Annotated in this window: 18 protein-coding genes and 1 pseudogene; 8 read left to right on the forward strand and 11 right to left on the reverse strand. The window is 52.6% G+C overall.

The window, feature by feature from the left end; genetic code table 11:
* The first annotated feature begins 74 nt into the window (after positions 1-74).
* On the forward strand, positions 75-1451 hold the full coding sequence (pheP, locus tag C3D30_RS05215) for a phenylalanine transporter (RefSeq protein WP_000786317.1): 1377 nt from the start codon (positions 75-77) through the stop codon (positions 1449-1451).
* 67 nt (positions 1452-1518) lie between these two features.
* On the opposite strand, the gene ybdG is transcribed toward pheP, so the two are convergent.
* From ybdG to C3D30_RS20760, 6 genes and pseudogenes are all read right to left on the reverse strand, one after another.
* Positions 1519-2766, reverse strand: a complete 1248-nt coding sequence (gene ybdG / locus C3D30_RS05220) for a mechanosensitive ion channel YbdG (protein ID WP_001153148.1) — start codon at positions 2764-2766, stop codon at positions 1519-1521.
* A 107-nt stretch (positions 2767-2873) separates the two neighbouring features.
* Positions 2874-3527 (reverse strand): oxygen-insensitive NAD(P)H nitroreductase, encoded by a 654-nt coding sequence (gene nfsB, locus C3D30_RS05225; RefSeq protein WP_021531112.1) that lies wholly within the window; start codon positions 3525-3527, stop codon positions 2874-2876.
* Positions 3528-3620: 93 nt separating this feature from the next.
* On the reverse strand, positions 3621-3989 hold the full coding sequence (locus tag C3D30_RS05230; RefSeq protein ID WP_001601833.1) for an MmcQ/YjbR family DNA-binding protein: 369 nt from the start codon (positions 3987-3989) through the stop codon (positions 3621-3623).
* A gap of 64 nt (positions 3990-4053) precedes the next feature.
* Positions 4054-4302 carry a DUF1158 domain-containing protein gene (locus C3D30_RS05235; protein WP_105286567.1) on the reverse strand — a complete coding sequence of 83 codons (249 nt, stop codon included), beginning with the start codon at positions 4300-4302 and terminating at the stop codon, positions 4054-4056.
* Positions 4303-4367: 65 nt separating this feature from the next.
* Positions 4368-5486: a YbdK family carboxylate-amine ligase gene (locus C3D30_RS05240; protein WP_105286568.1), complete on the reverse strand. Its 1119-nt coding sequence runs from the start codon at positions 5484-5486 to the stop codon at positions 4368-4370.
* Between the two features lie 253 nt (positions 5487-5739).
* Positions 5740-5969, reverse strand: a pseudogene (locus C3D30_RS20760) (hypothetical protein).
* Between C3D30_RS20760 and hokE (C3D30_RS05250) the strand changes: the two are divergent.
* Together hokE (C3D30_RS05250) and hokE (C3D30_RS20560) are read left to right on the forward strand one after the other, a co-directional pair.
* A complete protein-coding gene (hokE, locus tag C3D30_RS05250) occupies positions 5938-6090 on the forward strand; it encodes a type I toxin-antitoxin system toxin HokE (protein ID WP_000956467.1) in 153 nt (50 codons plus the stop codon). The pseudogene C3D30_RS20760 and the gene hokE (C3D30_RS05250) overlap by 32 nt on opposite strands.
* Positions 6091-6441: 351 nt before the next feature.
* Positions 6442-6594, forward strand: a complete 153-nt coding sequence (gene hokE, locus C3D30_RS20560; RefSeq protein WP_000956467.1) for a type I toxin-antitoxin system toxin HokE — start codon at positions 6442-6444, stop codon at positions 6592-6594.
* A 121-nt stretch (positions 6595-6715) separates the two neighbouring features.
* Here the strand turns inward: hokE (C3D30_RS20560) and entD are convergent, their stop codons facing one another.
* Positions 6716-7336, reverse strand: coding sequence for an enterobactin synthase subunit EntD (gene entD, locus C3D30_RS05260; RefSeq protein ID WP_105286651.1), 621 nt, complete (start codon positions 7334-7336; stop codon positions 6716-6718).
* A gap of 173 nt (positions 7337-7509) precedes the next feature.
* Positions 7510-9750, reverse strand: a complete 2241-nt coding sequence (gene fepA, locus C3D30_RS05265; RefSeq protein ID WP_001034901.1) for a siderophore enterobactin receptor FepA — start codon at positions 9748-9750, stop codon at positions 7510-7512.
* Positions 9751-9992: 242 nt separating this feature from the next.
* Between fepA and fes the strand changes: the two genes are divergently transcribed.
* From fes to wzz(fepE), 4 genes are all read left to right on the forward strand, one after another.
* A complete protein-coding gene (gene fes, locus C3D30_RS05270; protein ID WP_105286569.1) occupies positions 9993-11195 on the forward strand; it encodes an enterochelin esterase in 1203 nt (400 codons plus the stop codon).
* 2 nt (positions 11196-11197) lie between these two features.
* Complete coding sequence (gene ybdZ, locus C3D30_RS05275; protein ID WP_000885782.1) at positions 11198-11416, forward strand: enterobactin biosynthesis protein YbdZ; 219 nt, start codon at positions 11198-11200, stop codon at positions 11414-11416.
* On the forward strand, positions 11413-15294 hold the full coding sequence (entF, locus tag C3D30_RS05280; RefSeq protein ID WP_000077690.1) for an enterobactin non-ribosomal peptide synthetase EntF: 3882 nt from the start codon (positions 11413-11415) through the stop codon (positions 15292-15294). The genes ybdZ and entF overlap by 4 nt, the downstream gene beginning before the upstream one ends.
* Positions 15295-15508: 214 nt before the next feature.
* A complete protein-coding gene (gene wzz(fepE) / locus C3D30_RS05285; RefSeq protein WP_105286570.1) occupies positions 15509-16642 on the forward strand; it encodes an LPS O-antigen length regulator Wzz(fepE) in 1134 nt (377 codons plus the stop codon).
* Here the strand turns inward: wzz(fepE) and fepC are convergent.
* The 3 genes from fepC to fepD are packed head-to-tail and all read right to left on the reverse strand — an operon-like array spanning position 16639 to position 19444.
* The gene (gene fepC / locus C3D30_RS05290; RefSeq protein WP_000140652.1) at positions 16639-17454 is read right to left on the reverse strand and encodes an iron-enterobactin ABC transporter ATP-binding protein; all 816 of its coding nucleotides are present in this window, start codon (positions 17452-17454) and stop codon (positions 16639-16641) included. The two genes, wzz(fepE) and fepC, sit on opposite strands and share 4 nt — an antisense overlap.
* Positions 17451-18443 carry an iron-enterobactin ABC transporter permease gene (fepG, locus tag C3D30_RS05295; protein WP_000640922.1) on the reverse strand — a complete coding sequence of 331 codons (993 nt, stop codon included), beginning with the start codon at positions 18441-18443 and terminating at the stop codon, positions 17451-17453. Before fepG ends, fepC begins: the two co-directional genes overlap by 4 nt.
* Positions 18440-19444 (reverse strand): Fe(3+)-siderophore ABC transporter permease, encoded by a 1005-nt coding sequence (fepD, locus tag C3D30_RS05300; RefSeq protein WP_001295314.1) that lies wholly within the window; start codon positions 19442-19444, stop codon positions 18440-18442. Before fepD ends, fepG begins: the two co-directional genes overlap by 4 nt.
* A gap of 110 nt (positions 19445-19554) precedes the next feature.
* Between fepD and entS the strand changes: the two genes are divergently transcribed.
* Positions 19555-20805 (forward strand): enterobactin transporter EntS, encoded by a 1251-nt coding sequence (gene entS / locus C3D30_RS05305; RefSeq protein WP_001041807.1) that lies wholly within the window; start codon positions 19555-19557, stop codon positions 20803-20805.
* Positions 20806-20867 lie beyond the last annotated feature (62 nt).

A 20867-nucleotide genomic window follows, 5' to 3' on the forward strand; every position in this document is an offset into this window, starting at 1 on the left:
GATTGTGTCTTGCGACGATGGGCACTAAATGTTAAAAGGTGCCCCTCAACAAAAAAGACACACAGGGGAAAGGCGTGAAAAACGCGTCAACCGTATCGGAAGATACTGCGTCGAATCAAGAGCCGACGCTTCATCGCGGATTACATAACCGTCATATTCAACTGATTGCGCTGGGTGGCGCAATTGGTACTGGTCTGTTTCTTGGCATTGGCCCGGCGATTCAGATGGCGGGTCCGGCTGTATTGCTGGGCTACGGCGTCGCCGGGATCATCGCTTTCCTGATTATGCGCCAGCTTGGCGAAATGGTGGTTGAGGAGCCGGTATCCGGTTCATTTGCCCACTTTGCCTATAAATACTGGGGACCGTTTGCGGGCTTCCTCTCTGGCTGGAACTACTGGGTAATGTTCGTGCTGGTGGGAATGGCAGAGCTGACCGCTGCGGGCATCTATATGCAGTACTGGTTCCCGGATGTTCCAACGTGGATTTGGGCTGCCGCCTTCTTTATTATCATCAACGCCGTTAACCTGGTGAACGTGCGCTTATATGGCGAAACCGAGTTCTGGTTTGCGCTGATTAAAGTGCTGGCGATCATCGGTATGATCGGCTTTGGCCTGTGGCTGCTGTTTTCTGGTCACGGCGGCGAGAAAGCCAGTATCGACAACCTCTGGCGCTACGGTGGTTTCTTCGCCACCGGCTGGAATGGGCTGATTTTGTCGCTGGCGGTAATTATGTTCTCCTTCGGCGGTCTGGAGCTGATTGGGATTACTGCCGCTGAAGCGCGCGATCCGGAAAAAAGCATCCCGAAAGCAGTGAATCAGGTGGTGTATCGCATCCTGCTGTTTTATATCGGTTCACTGGTGGTTTTACTGGCACTCTATCCGTGGGTGGAAGTGAAATCCAACAGTAGCCCGTTTGTGATGATTTTCCATAATCTCGACAGCAACGTGGTAGCTTCTGCGCTGAACTTCGTCATTCTGGTAGCATCGCTGTCAGTGTATAACAGCGGGGTTTACTCTAACAGCCGCATGCTGTTTGGCCTTTCTGTGCAGGGTAATGCGCCGAAGTTTTTGACTCGCGTCAGCCGTCGCGGCGTGCCGATCAACTCGTTGATGCTTTCCGGAGCGATCACCTCACTGGTGGTGTTGATTAACTATCTGCTGCCGCAAAAAGCGTTTGGTTTGCTGATGGCGCTGGTGGTAGCAACGCTGCTGCTGAACTGGATTATGATCTGCCTGGCGCATCTGCGTTTTCGTGCGGCGATGCGACGTCAGGGGCGAGAAACACAGTTTAAGGCACTGCTCTATCCGTTCGGCAACTATCTTTGCATCGCCTTCCTCGCCATGATTTTGCTGCTGATGTGCACGATGGATGATATGCGCTTGTCAGCGATCCTGCTGCCGGTGTGGATTGTATTCCTGTTTGTGGCGTTTAAAACGTTGCGTCGGAAATAAGGCATTCACGCTACATCCGACAAAACGATGTCCGCTCTCATCCATTCGATGAGAGCGGTTTTTTTAATTACTGCTTAAATGCACCCGCCAGAGAGCGAATATCATTGCCGGTTGGCGACTGATGAAGTCGCAGACCAAACTCTTCGACGATGGCAAATATATGGTCGAAAATATCAGCCTGAATGCTTTCATATTCCAGCCACACTACGGTATTGGTAAACGCATATATCTCAAGCGGTAAACCATTATCGCCCGGTGCAAGCTGACGTACCATTAAGGTCATATCTTTACGAATACGTGGATGGTTACGTAGATATTCGTTCAGATAGGCACGAAAGGTTCCAATATTGGTCATTCGGCGCAGATTTAATACTGACTCCGTAGACCCTTGCTGGCGGTTCCACTCATTAATTTCCTGATGGCGGCTGGTTAAATAAGGCTTTAACAAATGCGCTTTATTCAGACGTTGCATTTCGTCTTCATCAAGAAAACGAATACTGGTGACATCAATACTGATACTGCGCTTAATACGTCGCCCGCCAGATGCTGACATCCCGCTCCAGTTTTTAAAGGAGTCAGAAACCAGAGACCAGGTGGGAATAGTGGTAATGGTATTGTCCCAGTTACGCACTTTGACGGTGGTTAACCCAATATCGATCACCGCGCCATCCGCGCCGTATTTCGGCATCTCCAGCCAGTCGCCCAGTTTCAGCATATCGTTCGCGGAAAGCTGAATACCTGCCACCAGTCCAAGAATCGGATCTTTAAATACCAACATCAGAACGGCAGCCATTGCACCAAGACCGCTGATCAGAATCGCTGGCGACTGACCAATCAGCAGCGAGATCATCAAAATGCCGACCAGAATCGCGCCGATCAGTTTAATCCCCTGAAATATTCCTTTCAGCGGTAACTGAGATGCCGCCGGGAATTTCTGCGCCAGATTCAAAATAACATCCAGCAACGAGAAGACTGAAAGCAGCGCATACATCATGATCCACAACTGCGCGCAGGTAGTCAGAATATCTGCCGCTTCGGTGCCTTTTTGCAGCCAGAATACCGCCTGAATATTGACGATAATCCCCTGCAGGGTAAAAGCTAAACGGTGGAAGAGTTTATTCTGGGTAATGATTTGCAACCAAAGCCGTGAACTGGCGATGGCACGTTTTTCGAAGGTCCGCAGTACCACCCAATGCAAAATAATATGCACCACGACGGCGGTCAGAAAAATAATACCGAAAATCATCACCATCGAGGTGGTGTGATCGATCTCAATACCCGCTAAATCTTCAACCTGGGATATTAAATCCTGCATAACGTCTCCTTTATACAACAGTAGCCTATGATGACGGCTGAAACAGGGTTATGCAAATCAGGAGAATCTGAGGGGAAATAGCCGGGCAGATGCCCGGCAAGAGAGAATTACACTTCGGTTAAGGTGATGTTTTGCGGCAGACGAGATTTCGGCAGCGTAGCGTTAAAATCTTCAACGCTGTGATGACCCACCGGAACAACCACCAGACTGGTGTAGCCTTTCTCTTTCAGACCAAACTCTGCATCGAGGATGGCGGCGTCAAAACCTTCGATGGGTACCGCGTCCAGACCCAGCGCCGCCACGCCCAGCAGGAAGTTACCGACGTTGAGATAAACCTGTTTTGCCATCCACTCTGCATCATCATGCAGATCTTTACGGTGCATATCGGCGAAGAACTTGCGACCTTTATCGTTCGCGGCTTTCGCTTCCGGCGTGGCAAAGCGACCATCGGCATCTTCCTGGTCAACAACCAGCTTCAGCCAGGCATCGTCCATTGCGGTTTTCGCGCAGAACACCACGACGTGCGAGGCATCAAGCATTTTACGTTCGTTGAACACGTAATTGTCGGCGGCGGATTTAGCGACACGCGCTTTACCTTCTTCCGTGCTGGCCACAATAAAATGCCATGGCTGGGAGTTGGTGCTGGATGGGCTGTACTGCAACAGGGTTTTGATCTGCTCGGCTTGTTCCGGGGTAAGTTTTTTGCTGGCATCAAATGCCTTAGTGGAATGACGCTTTAAGGCGACAGAAATGATATCCATAAAGACTCCATGTGTAAGTAATTTTGCGTGCCAGCAGATTACAAGGTTCAACGAGAAATGGTAAGCGAGAAAAATGCGCTATAGATTTCCGCTTTAGCCTGGACGCACTCTTTTTTGATCGCGTTTAGGCAGACCATCAACCACCAGATTCCACGAATCGTTGATCAGATCGCGAAGTAACGCTTCGGAGATTTCCTCGCCGGGATACACCGAAATCCAGTGCTTTTTATTCATGTGATACCCTGGCTTAATGCTCGGGTATATCTGCTGATTTAACAGGGATTTTTGTGGATCGGACTTCAGATTGATAAAGGGGACGCCGCGCAGCTCCGACGACAGCATAAAAATTTTGCCGCCAATTTTAAAGACATCGAACTCTGGGCCAAACGGCCAGCAAAGCTCGACGAAGGGTAACTCAAGGGCAAGGCGTTTCGCCGTTTCGTGCAGTGATTGCTTATCCATAAACGTTCCTTAAGGCGAAGGAGAATAAGCAAAGTATGCCGCGAAGTACGGCGATAATCGACGTTTAATCCGCCAGCGAGAACCAGCGTCGCCAGATAAAGCGCAGAACAAAATACTCAATAGCGGCCAGCACTAAAAACCACAGGCAAAACAATAAAGTGTAAAGCTGGCTAAGATCCATCAGATGAAACATGGTCACCAGTTTTTGTGCCAGCGTCAGCCCCAGTGCGGGGGCGGGCAGCAGCAGGCAAGAGAGGAAAGCCATCAGCAAAATGCCTGCTGCGGTGGTCAAGGTTTCTAAAGGGTGTTTCATAACATTGTTAAATGTAAGTTAAAACACCATTGTCAGGGATATTCTTCTGTAAGGCAATTCCCGACTTAGTCACCGGCCCAGATCTCACAATGCTTTTTCACCAGCCCAATCAGCGAGCCGCCATCGGCGACGAAATCTCTCATCAGCTGCGCTTCATTCAGACCGCTGATAACCTGGCGGTGCAGTGCTTCAATTGCACTCGATGCACCAATTTTATGTGCAGAAGGGGCGATTTTTTCCAGCAATCGCAAGGTGTCTTCCGTTAGTGGTCGACGATCGCCGGTGTGCGGATCGGTAACGACGCCTTCCAGACCATAACGGCAGGCCTGGAAACGGTTGAATTTATACAGCAGATAATCTTTCTCCTGATGTTTGAACGGGCGTTCCGTCAGCAACCAGTGGGCGGTGGCCTGAATCAATCCCGCCATATTTACCGCATGGCTAAGGGTTAACGGGGTATCCATCACCCGAACCTCCACCGTGCCAAAATGAGGACTGGGGCGAATATCCCAGTGCAGATCTTTAATGCTGTCGATCATCGTGGTGTAACTCAGACAGCGAAACAGGGCTTCAAATTGTTGCCAGTTACTGACCCACGGCATCGGGCCATTATCAGGAAAGGCGGAAAAAATATTCGGTCGTGAGGAGGCAAAACGCGTATCCGTTCCCTGCATATATGGCGACGCGGCGGAAAGGGCGATAAAGTGCGGCACAAACCGTGACAAGCCGTGCAGCAAATAAATAGCGTCATCACCACTGGCGCAGCCAACGTGAACATGCTGACCAAAAACAGTCGCTTGTTGAATGAGATAGCCGAAGTTTTCCAGCGTCCGTTGATAACGTTCGTTATCGCACACCTCCTGACGCTGCCATTTCTGAAACGGGTGCGTGCCACCGCCGCAAATTTCCAGATGATGGTCTGCGGCTGCCTGCAATACGACTTTCTGCATCGCTGAAAATTGCCCGGCAGCCTGGTTGATATCACGGCAAACATCCGTCGCCAGCTCCAGCATACTTTCGGTGATATCGTGCTTCACTTCCCCGGCAGTGATCTGATTTTTAACGGCGTCAATCAGCGTTGAAGAGTCCTGGCTAAGGTCATATCCCGGAGGATTAACCACCTGCATTTCCAGTTCAATACCGAGGGTAAAAGGTTCAGAAATATGAAACTCAGGTAATGGCATAGGTTTCTCTTATGTTGGCATTTTCATTCCAGTATAGAAGTGGCAGCGGCAGGGCGAGATGCGGAAGTTCTGGAATGTTTCTTTTTTTGGTGGTGGTGAACTGATTGCTACTGAAGCAATTTGGCTACTTTTGCAAGGTGACCAGTAGTGGCAGAGCTGGCTGGCGGCGAAGAATTTTGACGATTGGGGCGAGCAGAAAAAAACTGGCTCAGCTTCGGTTGATCAAATGAGTAGTGAGAAGTCCGAAACAGGATTAACTGTATAAATAAACAGCCATTTTGCTAAGGAAGGGTAAGATAGCTGCGGGTGCCTGAAGCTTTCCAGTTTCAGGTTAACTCTGAGGTCTGGAAAGATGAAGCCCCAGGAGATATTTCTATCAACCCTGGGGCTGCCACTCCAAACCCGAACAATTTGGATGGTAGTCCCTTCTTCGCATGGAGGCAATATAAACATGCTGACGAAATATGCCCTTGTGGCAGTCATAGTGCTGTGTTTAACGGTGCTGGGATTTACGCTTCTGGTCGGAGACTCGCTGTGTGAGTTTACGGTGAAGGAACGTAATATTGAGTTCAGGGCTGTTCTCGCTTACGAACCGAAGAAGTAGCCGCTGTGCGGGGAGCAATCCCCGCATATCCGGTTGTCAGGTCAGGAATGGTAAGGCACCTGCTTTACACTTTCGCCCGCAGTCAGTGATGGCTGCGGGCGATCTCGTTTTAAGGCAATGATGAGTTTTGCCGGCCGAAGTCCGGAACAGGATTGTACTGTATAAATAAACAGCTATTTTGCTAAGAAAGGGTAAGATAACGGCGGGTGCCTGAAGCTTTCCGGTTTCAGGTTAACTCTGAGATCTGGAAAGATGAAGCCCCAGGACGATATTTCTATCAACCCTGGGGCTGCCACTCCAAACCAGACAATTTGGATGGTAGTCCCTTCTTCGCATGGAGGCAATATAAACATGCTGACGAAATATGCCCTTGTGGCAGTCATAGTGCTGTGTTTAACGGTGCTGGGATTTACGCTTCTGGTCGGAGACTCGCTGTGTGAGTTTACGGTGAAGGAACGTAATATTGAGTTCAGGGCTGTTCTCGCTTACGAACCGAAGAAGTAGCCGTTGTGCGGGGAGCAATCCCCGCATATCCGGTTGTCAGGTCTGGATGGTAAGGCACCTGCTTTACACTTTCGCCCGCAGTCAGCAATGGCTGCGGGCGAATCGCACCGGGTATTGTCAATTAATTGTGTTGGCACAGCGTTATGACTCTCTTTTCTTTTATCTGCCAGTGCACAGCAAACTTCTCATCCTCTCGACGAATGATGATCTGCTGTTTATTCCAGTTAATTATTTGATAATCCAGAAAACCTTGAACTGTCTGTAACTTGCTTGCCTTAAACGCACTCTCTTTCGCTGAAAATGCCAGTGTAAGCGCCACAGAAAAGGGTAAATCGCTGACCCCAAGCAGCTTGTATTCTGCTGGTGTCATAATGCTGTCTTTCAGCTCTTCCGCTGCTTGTGCAGAGAAGGTCTCTTCGATATCAATACCTGTTGGTTGATGGGATACCACAGCTAATGCCGTAGCCCCGCAGTGGCTAATACTGCCGTATAACCCCGCAGGCCACACAGGTTGGCGTAGCTCGCCGATTGCGGGCACACATTTATAGCCATACTCTCGCAACGCATGAACAGCAGCAATCCGTCCGGCTAAATGTTCGGCTTTGCGTTTACGTCCGGCATGTTGCAGTTGCGCGTAATGCGGCAGCCAGAGCAAATCCTGCTCACAAAAACTTGCCGGCTCAAACTCAACAAAATGCAGCGTATGTCCGGCAAAGGGGAGGGAGGTATGCGTAGTTTTCATGTCGACCATATTAGAGACTGATGACAAACGCAAAACTGTCTGATGCGCTACGCTTATCAGGCCTACACTATCCTGCAATATATTGAATTGACAAGATTTTGTAGGCCGGATAAGGCGTTCACGCCGCATCCGGCATGAACGACGCGCACTTTGTCAACAATCTGACGTTAGCATCAGAAGTGAGTATTAATGCTCATATACCACGTACGTCCCGGCTCGTTATAGGTATACGCACCAGCACCGGCAATATAGTTGGCTCCTGCCAGATCGCCTGTGGTCTGGGCATTACCCGCACGCCATAAACGCTTGTCGAACAGGTTGTCTACGCCGCCGGTCAGACTGACATTCTTCGTCACATCCCAGGTCGCGCTCAGGCCAACAATGCTGTAAGGGCTAATTTCTTTGGTTTCCGGTCCAACCGCTGGCTGACCTTTATAGTTGTACTTCTTCGGCTGCTGCTTGCCGTACCAGGTGAAGGTCGTTTGCATCGACAAATCTTCCCGTGCCTGCCAGCTCAGCGTTGAGTTCAACGTATACTCCGGGATGATCGACAAACGGTCGCCCGTGGTTTTGTTTTCACTCTTCAGCATGTAAGTGATGTTGTTGGTCCACATCACCGTTTCGCTAACCGGTACGTTTAACGATCCTTCCAGACCTTCCACCACCGCTTTCGGCACGTTATCCCACTGATAGAGATCGGTGCCGACTGCGTTTTGCCCTACAGCCACATAGCCCGCTTCAATCTTATTGCGATAATCGTTACGGAACCAGGTGACGCCCGCCAGCCAGCCGTCGCGTTTGAACTCCAGACCAATCTCTTTGTTGATGCTGGTTTCCGCTTTCAGGTCATCATTACCTTGCAGATAGCAGCCGCCCGCGCTGGCATAGCAGCCCTGACCTTTACTGTAGAGAATGTAGTTCGGGTTAGTCTGGTACAGGCTCGGCGCTTTATAAGCACGGGCAATGCCCATTTTCAGCGTGAAGTCATCGCCTAAACCTTGCGATATGTTCAGCGCCGGGCTCCAGTTATTGCCAACAATACTGTGATGATCGAAACGCAGCCCCGGCGTTACGATGGTGCTGTCAGTCAGCTCCATGTTGTTTTCGGCAAACAGCGAGAAAATTTCTGCTTTTGAATACGGGCTACGGTCGGTGGCACTCACACCATCAATAGCACCGCCGGTATTCGTCCCGGTCAGCGCCTGGGTGTTGGAACTCAAGTCCTTCATCCGCTGCTGATTCCACTCCGTACCCAGCGTCAGCGTCTGGTTAACGAGGAAATCAATCGGCAGGTTAACTTCGCTGTGCAGCATCACGTCATCAAGATCGATATCGACGAAGTCTTGTGTCGCTTTTTCGTTAAATTTCCCTTCGGTGCCGCCCGCCAGACCTTCCGGAATACGCGAGTTACGGGTGTGTTCGTACTGCACCCAGTTACTGGTGGTCACACCGTTATCCCAGCCACCGTTCCAGGTCAGTGAGTAGTTCTGGCGATACAGGCGGTTGGTTTCATCGCCGTATTTAGAGCGAGTGTAGGCGTCGGAGTTGGTGTTCTGAGTATCGCCCGCATACAGGTTGCCCTGGCGGCTGTAACCCGCTTCCAGTTCGAGTGATTGCAGAGGCGCGAAGTCCCAACGAACTACGCCGTTAATATCTTTGTTGATCACCCCTTCGCGCCCGGCCGGTAGGGTAGTTGCATAGGTTCCGGCACGCGCGGACTGATGACCCTGGTTAATATCCCACGCGTCGGCCTGGGTTTTGTCGAGGTTGCCATACAAGCGGAAACTGAATTCATCGCCCAGCGGACCGGTCAGGCTGAAGTTGGTGCGTTTGGTGGCGCCTTCCTCTTTATGTTCTGGGGCGTTGAAATAAGCATCCCAGGAACCGTGCCACTCGCCGCTGCCTTTTTTGGTGATGATGTTAACTACGCCACCCGCCGCGCCGTTGCCATAACGTGCAGCCGCCGGGCCACGCAGAACTTCAATACGTTCAATCATCTCCGGCGGCACCCAGGAGGTATCACCACGGGTATCGCGCTCGCCGCGCCAGCCCTGACGCACCGAATTGCGGCTGCTGACCGGTTTACCGTCAATCAAAATCAGCGTGTTTTCTGGACCCATGCCGCGAATATCAATCTGGCGGTTATTACCACGCTGACCGCTGGTGGAGTTACCGGTCAGGTTAACGCCGGGCATAGTACGGATAATCTCCGACACATCGCGGGCAACCGGGTTTTTGCGGATTTCATCTGCGGTGATGGTCGAAACGCCAGGCGCCTGCAAGTTCTGCTCGGCGGCGGTAACGACAATAGTATCGTCATGTGAAACAGGAGTATCGGTTGGCTCTTGTGCCTGCGCTACCCCATAAATCCCCAGGTTGACCAACAAGGCCAGGGAATGAATCTTCTTGTTCATTGTTTTATTCCTGCATTTTTGCCACGAATTGCAACTGTCGGGCATGGTCGTCATCAGCATGACGCCTCCCGCTACCGCGAAAACCTTTGATCCTGAAAGACACGCAGTGCAGTTGGTTAATTAATGTGCGCGCTTGACATGGCGCGCCAATACGCTATTGCAAATGCAAATAGTTATCAATAATATTATCAATATATTTCTGCAATCAATAAAAAATTGCACAGTAAACATGGGGTTATGGTGTGACGGCGTTAAACGTGGGAAGTGAGAGCTGGTGGCTGTCGAAACATGGCCCGGAATGGCAGCGTCTGAATGACGAAATATATCAGGTCACTTTCTGGTGGCGTGACCCTCAAGGTTCTGAAGACCGCTCGACGATAAAGCGCGTATGGGTTTATATCACTGGCGTTACCGATCACCATCAGAACAGCCAGCCCCAGTCGATGCAGCGCATTGCAGGCACTGACGTTTGGCAGTGGACGACACAACTCAGTGCTAACTGGCGCGGCAGCTACTGTTTTATTCCCACTGAACGCGATGACATTTTTTCTGCACCATCACCCGATCGCCTCGAATTACGTGAGGGCTGGCGAAAACTATTACCCCAGGCGATAGCCGATCCGCTGAATCCGCAAAGCTGGAAAGGAGGGCGAGGGCACGCTGTTTCTGCACTCGAAATGCCGCAAGCGCCTCTGCAACCGGGATGGGATTGTCCGCAAGCGCCAGAAATACCTGCCAAAGAAATTATCTGGAAAAGTGAATGGTTGAAAAATTCACGTCGTGTATGGATTTTTACCACCGGCGATGTAACAGCAGAAGAACGCCCGCTGGCAGTTTTGCTCGATGGCGAATTTTGGGCGCAAAGTATGCCCGTCTGGCCTGTGCTGACTTCGCTGACCCATCGTCAGCAACTTCCTCCCGCCGTGTATGTGTTGATCGATGCTATTGACACCACGCACCGTGCCCGCGAACTGCCGTGTAATGCGGATTTCTGGCTGGCAGTACAGCAAGAGTTACTGCCGCTGGTGAAAACAATCGCTCCTTTTAGCGATAGTGCCGATCGCACTGTTGTCGCCGGGCAGAGTTTTGGTGGACTTTCCGCGCTGTATGCCGGACTGCACTGGCCTGAACGCTTTGGCTGTGTATTAAGCCAGTCAGGATCGTACTGGTGGCCGCATCGGGGCGGGCAGCAAGAGGGCGTGTTACTTGAAAAGCTTAAAGCTGGTGAAGTTAGCGCCGAAGGTCTGCGCATTGTGCTGGAAGCGGGTATTCGCGAGCCGATGATTATGCGGGCCAATCAGGCGCTGTATGCGCAATTACACCCCATAAAAGAATCCATTTTCTGGCGTCAGGTTGACGGCGGACATGATGCGCTTTGTTGGCGCGGTGGCTTGATGCAGGGGCTAATCGACCTCTGGCAACCACTTTTCCATGACAGGAGTTGAATATGGCATTCAGTAATCCCTTCGATGATCCACAGGGAGCGTTTTACATTTTGCGCAATGCGCAGGGGCAATTCAGTCTGTGGCCGCAACAATGCGCCTTACCGGCAGGCTGGGACATTGTGTGTCAGCCGCAGTCACAAGAGTCCTGTCAGCAGTGGCTTGAAGCCCACTGGCGTACTCTGACACCGGCGAATTTCACCCAGTTGCAGGAGGCACAATGAGCCAGCATTTACCTTTGGTCGCCGCACAGCCCGGCATCTGGATGGCAGAAAAACTGTCAGATTTACCCTCTGCCTGGAGCGTGGCGCATTACGTTGAGTTAACCGGAGATGTTGATGCACCGCTGCTGGCCCGCGCGGTGGTTGCCGGATTAGCGCAAGCGGATACGCTGCGGATGCGTTTTACGGAAGATAACGGCGAAGTCTGGCAATGGGTCGATGATGCGCTGACGTTTGAACAGCCAGAAATTATCGACCTGCGTACCAATATTGATCCACACGGTACTGCGCAGGCCTTAATGCAAGCCGATTTGCAACAAAACCTGCGCGTCGATAGCGGTAAACCGCTGGTCTTTCATCAGTTAATTCAGGTGGCGGATAACCGCTGGTACTGGTATCAGCGTTACCACCATTTGCTGGTCGATGGCTTCAGTTTCCCGGCAATTACCCGCCAGATCGCCAATATTTACTGTGCATGGCTGCGTGGCGAACCAACGCCTGCTTCGCCGTTTACGCCTTTCGCTGAAGTGGTGGATGAGTACCAGCAGTACCGCGAAAGCGAGGCCTGGCAGCGTGATGCGGCATTCTGGGCGGAACAGCGTCGCCAACTGCCGCCACCTGCGTCACTTTCGTCTGCACCTTTAGCGGGGCGCGGCGCCTCGGCAGATATTCTGCGCCTGAAACTGGAATTTACCGATGGTGAATTCCGCCAGCTTGCTACACAACTTCCCGGTGTGCAACGTACCGATTTAGCACTTGCGCTGGCGGCCTTATGGCTGGGGCGATTGTGCAACCGCATGGACTACGCCGCCGGATTCATCTTTATGCGTCGAATGGGCTCGGCGGCGCTGACGGCTACCGGCCCCGTGCTCAACGTTTTACCGTTGGGTATTCACATTGAAGCGCAAGAAACGCTGTCGCAACTGGCAACCCGACTGGCGGCACAACTGAAAAAAATGCGCCGCCATCAACGCTACGACGCCGAACAAATTGTCCGTGACAGTGGGCGCGCGGCGGGAGAGGAACCGCTGTTCGGTCCGGTACTCAATATCAAGGTATTTGATTACCAACTGGATATTCCGGGTGTTCAGGCGCAAACCCACACCCTGGCAACGGGGCCGGTTAATGACCTTGAACTGGCGCTGTTCCCGGATGAACACGGTGGTTTGAGCATTGAGATCCTCGCCAATAAACAGCGTTACGATGAGCCAACGTTAATCCAGCACGCCGAACGCCTGAAAATGCTGATTGCGCAGTTCGCCGCGAATCCGGCGCTGTTGTGCGGCGATGTCGATATTATGCTGCCAGGTGAGTATGCACAGTTGGCGCAGATCAACGCCACACAGGTAGAAATCCCTGAAACCACGCTGAGCGCGCTGGTGGCAGAACAGGCAGCCAAAACGCCGGATGCTCCGGCACTGGCTGACGCTCATTATCAGTTCAGCTATCGGGAAATGCGCGAGCAGGTGGTGGCGCTGGCGAATCTGCTGCGTGAGCGCGGCGTTAAACCTGGCGACAGCGTGGCGGTGGCATTACCGCGCTCGGTCTTTTTGACCCTGGCGCTACATGCGATAGTTGAAGCAGGTGCGGCCTGGCTACCGCTGGATACGGGTTATCCGGACGATCGCCTGAAAATGATGCTGGAAGATGCGCGCCCGTCGCTGTTAATCACCACCGACGATCAACTGCCGCGCTTTAGCGATGTTCCCAATTTAACCAGCCTTTGCTATAACGCCCCGCTTACTCCACAGGGCAGTGCGCCGCTGCAACTTTCACAACCGCACCACACGGCTTATATCATCTTTACCTCTGGTTCAACCGGCAGGCCGAAAGGGGTGATGGTTGGGCAGAAGGCTATCGTCAACCGCCTGTTGTGGATGCAAAATCATTATCCGCTTACAGGCGAAGATGTCGTTGCCCAAAAAACGCCGTGCAGTTTTGATGTCTCGGTGTGGGAGTTTTTCTGGCCGTTTATTGCGGGGGCGAAACTGGTGATGGCAGAGCCAGAGGCGCACCGCGATCCGCTCGCTATGCAACAATTCTTTGTCGAATATGGCGTGACGACCACGCACTTTGTTCCCTCGATGCTGGCGGCGTTTGTTGCTTCACTGACACCGGAAACTGCCCGGAAAAGTTGTGCGACGTTGAAACAGGTTTTCTGTAGCGGTGAAGCGTTACCGGCCGATTTATGCCGTGAATGGCAACAGTTAACCGGCGCGCCGTTACATAATCTTTATGGCCCAACGGAAGCAGCGGTGGATGTTAGCTGGTATCCGGCTTTTGGCGAGGAACTGGCACAAGTACGCGGCAGCAGCGTGCCAATTGGTTATCCGGTGTGGAACACGGGGCTGCGTATTCTTGATGCGATGATGCATCCGGTGCCGCCGGGTGTGGCGGGCGATCTCTACCTCACTGGCATTCAACTGGCGCAAGGGTATCTTGGACGCCCCGATCTGACCGCCAGCCGCTTTATTGCCGACCCTTTCGCTCCAGGTGAACGCATGTACCGTACCGGAGACGTTGCTCGTTGGCTGGAAAATGGCGCGGTAGAATACCTCGGGCGCAGTGACGATCAGCTAAAAATTCGTGGTCAGCGTATTGAACTGGGCGAAATCGACCGCGTGATGCAGGCGCTGCCGGATGTCGAACAGGCCGTTACCCATGCTTGTGTGATTAACCAGGCGGCAGCAACCGGCGGCGACGCGCGCCAGTTGGTAGGGTATCTGGTGTCGCAATCAGGCCTGCCGCTGGATACCAGCGCATTACAGGCGCAGTTGCGCGAAACGTTGCCACCGCATATGGTGCCCGTCGTTCTGCTGCAACTTCCGCAGTTGCCGCTTAGCGCCAATGGCAAGCTGGATCGTAAAGCTTTACCGTTGCCGGAATTGAAAGCACAAACGCCGGGACGAGCGCCGAAAGCGGGCAGCGAAATGATTATCGCCAGGGCGTTTTCGTCATTGCTGGGATGTGATGTGCAGGATGCCGACGTTGATTTCTTCGCTCTTGGCGGTCATTCGCTGCTGGCGATGAAACTGGCGGCGCAGTTAAGTCGGCAGTTTGCCCGCCAGGTGACGCCGGGGCAGGTGATGGTTGCGTCAACCGTCGCCAAACTGGCAACGATTATTGATGGTGAAGAAGATAGCACCCGGCGCATGGGATTCGAAACCATTCTGCCGTTGCGTGAAGGTAATGGCCCGACGCTGTTCTGTTTCCATCCGGCGTCCGGTTTTGCCTGGCAGTTTAGCGTGCTCTCGCGTTATCTCGATCCACAATGGTCGATTATTGGCATTCAGTCGCCGCGCCCTCATGGACCTATGCAGACGGCGACGAACCTGGATGAAGTCTGCGAAGCGCATCTGGCAACGTTACTTGAACAACAACCTCACGGCCCTTATTACCTGCTGGGTTATTCGCTGGGCGGTACGCTGGCGCAGGGGATTGCGGCGCGGTTGCGTGCCCGTGGCGAACAGGTGGCATTTCTTGGCTTGCTGGATACCTGGCCGCCAGAAACGCAAAACTGGCAGGAAAAAGAAGCTAACGGTCTGGACCCGGAAGTGCTGGCGGAGATTAACCGCGAGCGCGAAGCCTTCCTGGCGGCACAGCAGGGAACTGCGTCGACGGAGCTGTTTACCACCATTGAAGGTAATTACGCTGATGCAGTGCGTCTGTTAAGCACGGCTCATAGCGTACCATTTGATGGTAAAGCGACGCTGTTTGTTGCTGAACGTACACTTCAGGAAGGTATGAGTCCTGAACGCGCCTGGTCGCCATGGGTAGCTGAGCTGGATATTTATCGTTTAGATTGTGCGCATGTGGATATTATCTCGCCAATGGCGTTTGAAAAAATCGGGCCAATTATTTTGGCGACGCTAAATAAATAACTTTATCTTAAATAAAATCCATAATTACTGTAAATGATTGTGGATTTTATTATTTATTATTATGATGAATCCTCAGTTGCTTCTCTGAAAACACGCTTAATGTTGTGTTCGGTGAGGGGAATTTACAAAGTTCAGCTTCGGATAATTCTTGCTAACTGATAAAGTGAGCGCCGTGGAGATTTAATCTTATTGGACTCATTTCAGGTCATATCGCATGTCATCACTGAATATTAAGCAGGGAAGCGATTCTCATTTTCCCGATTATCATCTGGCGTCGCCCAGTAATAATGAAATTGATTTACTTAAACTTATCGAAGTTTTGTGGTACGCAAAAACGCGGGTAATAGCGGTGGCTTTAGCCTTTGCCTGTATCGGGTTACTGGTGTCTTTCATTTTGCCGCAAAAATGGACCAGCTCGGCAGTTATCACGCCCGCAGAGGCTGTCCAGTGGCAAGATCTGGAGAAGGTCTTCACCAAACTCCGCGTGCTGGATCTGGATGCCAATATCGATCGCAACGGTGTGTTTAACCTGTTTATCAAGAAATTTCAGTCTGTGAGTTTATTGGAAGACTATCTGCGTTCGTCCCCTTATGTCATGGATCAATTAAAAGAGGCGAAGATTGATGAACAGGAGCTGCATCGCGCTATTGTCACATTGAGCGAAAAAATGAAAGCGGTTGATGACAACGCCAGTAAGAAAAAAGATGAGCCCGCGTTGTATACCTCCTGGACATTAAGTTTCACTGCGCCAACCAGTGAAGAAGCGCAGACAGTATTGGCTGGTTATATCGATTATATCTCAACGTTGGTGGTGAAAGAGTCGATAGAAAACATACGTAATAAACTGGAAATCAGAACCCAGTTTGAAAAAGAAAAACTGGCTCAGGATCGCATTAAAACGAAAAACCAGCTTGATGCAAATATTCAGCGGCTCAATTATTCACTGGATATTGCCAATGCGGCAGGAATTAAAAAGCCTGTTTATAGTAATGGTCAGGCTGTTAAAGATGACCCTGATTTTTCTATTTCTCTCGGCGCAGACGGTATTGAACGTAAACTTGAAATTGAAAAATCAGTCACCGATGTTGCGGAACTGAACGTTGAATTACGTAATCGTCAATATCTTGTCGATCAATTAACAAAAGCAAATGTCAACGATGTTACTTTTCCGCCATTTAAATATCAGTTGCGCCCATCCTTGCCGGTGAAAAAAGACGGTCCAGGAAAAGCGATTATTGTGATCCTTTCCGCCTTGATCGGCGGTATGGTTGCTTGTGGCAGTGTGCTCTTACATCATGCAATGGCATCCAGAAAACAGGATGCCATGATGGAAGATCGGTTAGTTTAAATCACGGCGGTTGATGGTGCCGTTCGTCCGAGCGGCACCACTAATGGCGTTCCGGCTACTGGATCGTCAATAATCATGCAGCGCAGACCGTAAATACGCTCGATCAATTCAGCTGTGACGATCTCTTTCGGCGCTCCCTGAGCGACAATTTTTCCTTCCCGCAGCGCAATTAAATGGCTGGCGTAGCGACAGGCCTGATTAAGATCGTGCAGCACCGCCGCCAGGGTATAGCCTTTCTCGCGGTTCAGTTCGCTCAATAATTCCAGTAGATCAATTTGATGACTGATATCCAGCCAGGTGGTCGGCTCGTCGAGCAGCATAATCGCCGTTTCCTGTGCCAGCACCATCGCGATCCACGCTCGCTGGCGTTGTCCACCAGAAAGGGTATCCACGCTTTGATTTGCCAGATGAGTTATTCCCGTGGCCTGCATCGCTTTCGTTACCGCTTCTTCATCTTCTTTGCGCCAGCGGGTAAACAGCGGTTGATGCGGGTAACGTCCACGCGCCACCAGCTCCTGCACGGTGATATCGCCCGGCGTGGTAGCATTTTGCGCCAACAGACCAATCCGGCGTGCAACCTCTTTACTGGCGTAATGTTGAATGTGCTCGCCATCCAGCCAGACATGCCCGTGAGCAGGCGTCATCAGGCGGCTTAAAGTACGCAGTAAAGTGGATTTACCGCAGCCATTTGGCCCGATAATTGCCGTGAAGTGACCGTCAGGAATTTCTACAGTCAGATTTTCCGCAACGGTATATTTGCCATATCCGAGGGTTAACTGTTCGCCGCGCAAACGGGCTACTGATTCGGTCATTTTTTGCGAGACTCCTGAATTAACAAGACGATAAGGTAAATACCGCCGAGGCTGACGGTAACGACGCCAACCGGAAGTTGATACGGCATAAACAGTTGTTGGGCGCAGAGATCGGCTGCCAGCAGTAACAGCGCACCACACAGCGCAGCCTGGGTTAGTCCCCAGCGGGCAGTGCCGCTGATGCGCCGGGCAATGTGCGGTGCGACTAAAGCAATAAAGGAAATCGGCCCCGCCAGGGCAGTGGCAGCAGCGGTAAGTACTACGGCAACCAGCATCATTAACAGACGCGAGCGTTCGACGCTGACGCCCAGCGCGCAGGCGGTATCATCGCCCATCTCCAGCAAGCGCATTCTCCGTACCAACAAGGCGGCGGCAATTAACATCAATATAATGATGGGCGCGGAAGGCCAGGTTTTTGTCCACGTCAGGCCGTTGAGCGATCCGGCATTCCATAATCCTGCGGTTAGTGCCGTTTCTAAGGACGCTTTCAGCAACAGCCAGGTATTAAAGGCCACCAGCATGGCGCGAACGCCGATGCCGATAATAATCAACCGAAAGGTGTCGATACCGTTACGCCAGGCAAGTAGCCAGACCAGTAGAGAAGTGACAATGCCGCCTGCCATTGCTGCCAGCGCGATAGCTGTCAGATCCTGACCAAACAGCACCATCGCCACCAGTACGCCGCTCCACGCTCCGGTGTTAAAGCCCATTACGTCAGGGCTGCCGAGCGGGTTACGCATCAACGACTGAAAAATCGCGCCGCTGACGCCCAGCGCCGCGCCAATCAACAGCGCCATCAGCACGCGTGGTAAACGCCATTCGGTGACCACCATCGTCATACTGCGTGGTGCGTCACCCATCAGCGCGGCGAATACCTGCGAGGTTTCCAGTGGCACGGTGCCACTGCGTAATCCCCAAACACTTGCCACCGCACAGGCAGTTATCAACAGCAAACAGGTGATGATTAATCGGCGAGAGACGTAAATCATGCGCCACCTCGCGTTTTACGTCGCACGAGGAAGATCAACACCGGCGCACCAATAAACGCACTGACCACCGAAACGCGCAGCTCGCCGGGAACAATCACACGCCCGATGATATCGGCAAACAGCAGCAGGGCAGGGGTGGCGAGCAGCGTGACGGGCAGCGACCAGCGATGATCGGCACCCACCAGCCAACGCGCCATATGCGGCATCATCAGGCCGATAAAGGCAATCGGGCCAACTACCGCTGTCGCACTACCACAAAGCACGGTAATCGCCAGCAGACCAATTAACTGTGTGCGCGCCACGCGACTGCCCAGCGCCGTCGCGGTGTCGCTGCCGAGGCTTAAACTGTTCAGTGCGCGGCTCAGTAATAGCGCGGTTGCTCCGGCGATCAGCACCGGGATCAGCACCACTTTTAAGGTGTGTAGATTGCGAATATCCAGCGAACCGGCTTGCCAGAAACGCAGTTGATCGTAGACGTCAGGATTAAGCAGGGCGATGCCGCTGGTCAGCCCTTCCAGCACCGCTGCCAGCGCCACACCCGCCAGAGTTAAACGCACCGGACTTAACTGCCCGCCGCCCTGACTGCCGGTAAAGGCAACAATCAACGAGGCCACCAGCGCCCCGGCGAAGGCCATCGCCAGTTGTTCCTGTGCGGAAGAGTAACCAAACAGCGCCGCACCCAGCACAATGGCAAAGCTGGCTCCGGCGTTCACGCCAAGCAATCCGGGGTCGGCAAGTGGATTTCGGGTGAGGGTTTGCATCAACGCCCCGGCAAGGCCAAGCGCGCCGCCTGCAAGTAAACCGGCAAGGGTGCGCGGCAGTCGCGCGTCGAGCACGATGGTGCAGTCGGCGCTCTGACAGGTGCCGGAGAGGGCCTCCAGCACTACGGAAGCGGGGAGTGATTTTGCCCCAATGAGCAGGCTTAATGCCGTCGCGATAATCAGTAATAACAGCAATCCGGGCACGGCAATGGCGCGTGTCACGGCAACAGAACCAGACATACGAACTTCCATGATAATGAAATTAATTATCGTTATCGATCTTATTTGGATATGTTAGCATGTGCAGCCTAAGAATAGGTATTTAAAATATTTGATGGCAAGGCATTGTAATGAATAAACAATCCTGGCTGCTTAACCTCAGCCTGTTGAAAACGCACCCGGCGTTTCGTGCAGTATTCCTCGCTCGTTTTATCTCAATTGTGTCTCTGGGTTTGCTCGGCGTCGCGGTACCGGTGCAGATCCAGATGATGACGCATTCTACCTGGCAGGTGGGGCTTTCGGTGACGCTGACCGGCGGCGCGATGTTTGTTGGCCTGATGGTCGGCGGTGTGCTGGCGGATCGCTATGAGCGCAAAAAAGTGATTTTGCTGGCGCGCGGCACCTGTGGCATTGGCTTCATTGGACTGTGCCTGAACGTGCTGCTGCCGGAGCCGTCATTGCTGGCAATCTATTTACTTGGTTTATGGGATGGTTTTTTCGCATCGCTTGGCGTTACGGCGCTACTGGCGGCGACACCAGCACTGGTAGGACGTGAAAACTTAATGCAGGCCGGGGCGATCACCATGTTGACCGTGCGTCTGGGGTCGGTGATTTCGCCCATGATTGGCGGTTTATTGCTGGCGACCGGAGGCGTAGCCTGGAACTACGGGCTGGCGGCGGCGGGCACGTTTATTACCTTGCTACCGTTGTTAAGCCTTCCGGCGTTGCCACCGCCGCCGCAGCCGCGTGAGCATCCGCTGAAATCGCTTCTGGCAGCGTTTCGTTTTCTGCTCGCCAGCCCGCTGGTAGGAGGGATTGCGCTGCTGGGTGGTTTATTGACGATGGCGAGTGCGGTGCGGGTACTGTATCCGGCGCTGGCTGACAACTGGCAGATGTCGGCGGCACAGATTGGTTTTCTCTATGCGGCGATCCCGCTCGGTGCGGCTATTGGCGCGTTAACCAGCGGGAAGCTGGCACATAGCGCGCGACCAGGGTTATTGATGCTGCTCTCCACGCTGGGATCGTTCCTCGCCATTGGTCTGTTTGGCCTGATGCCGATGTGGATTTTAGGCGTGGTTTGTCTGGCGCTGTTCGGCTGGCTGAGCGCGGTTAGTTCGTTGCTGCAATATACAATGCTGCAAACGCAAACCCCGGAAGCAATGTTAGGGCGGATTAACGGTTTGTGGACGGCGCAGAACGTGACGGGCGATGCCATAGGCGCGGCGCTGCTGGGCGGTCTGGGGGCGATGATGACACCGGTGGCCTCCGCAAGCGTGAGCGGTTTTGGTTTGTTGATTATCGGCGTGTTGTTGTTGCTGGTGCTGGTGGAGTTGCGACGTTTTCGCCAGACGCCGCCACAAGCGGCAGCGTCTGAGAATTAGTTAAAGGTGCATTTTCCCCTCACCCTAACCCTCTCCCCGGAGGGGAGAGGGGACTGTTAGTG

It is taken from the genome of Escherichia sp. MOD1-EC5433 (assembly GCF_002966005.1).
Taxonomy (GTDB): Bacteria; Pseudomonadota; Gammaproteobacteria; order Enterobacterales; family Enterobacteriaceae; genus Escherichia; species Escherichia ruysiae.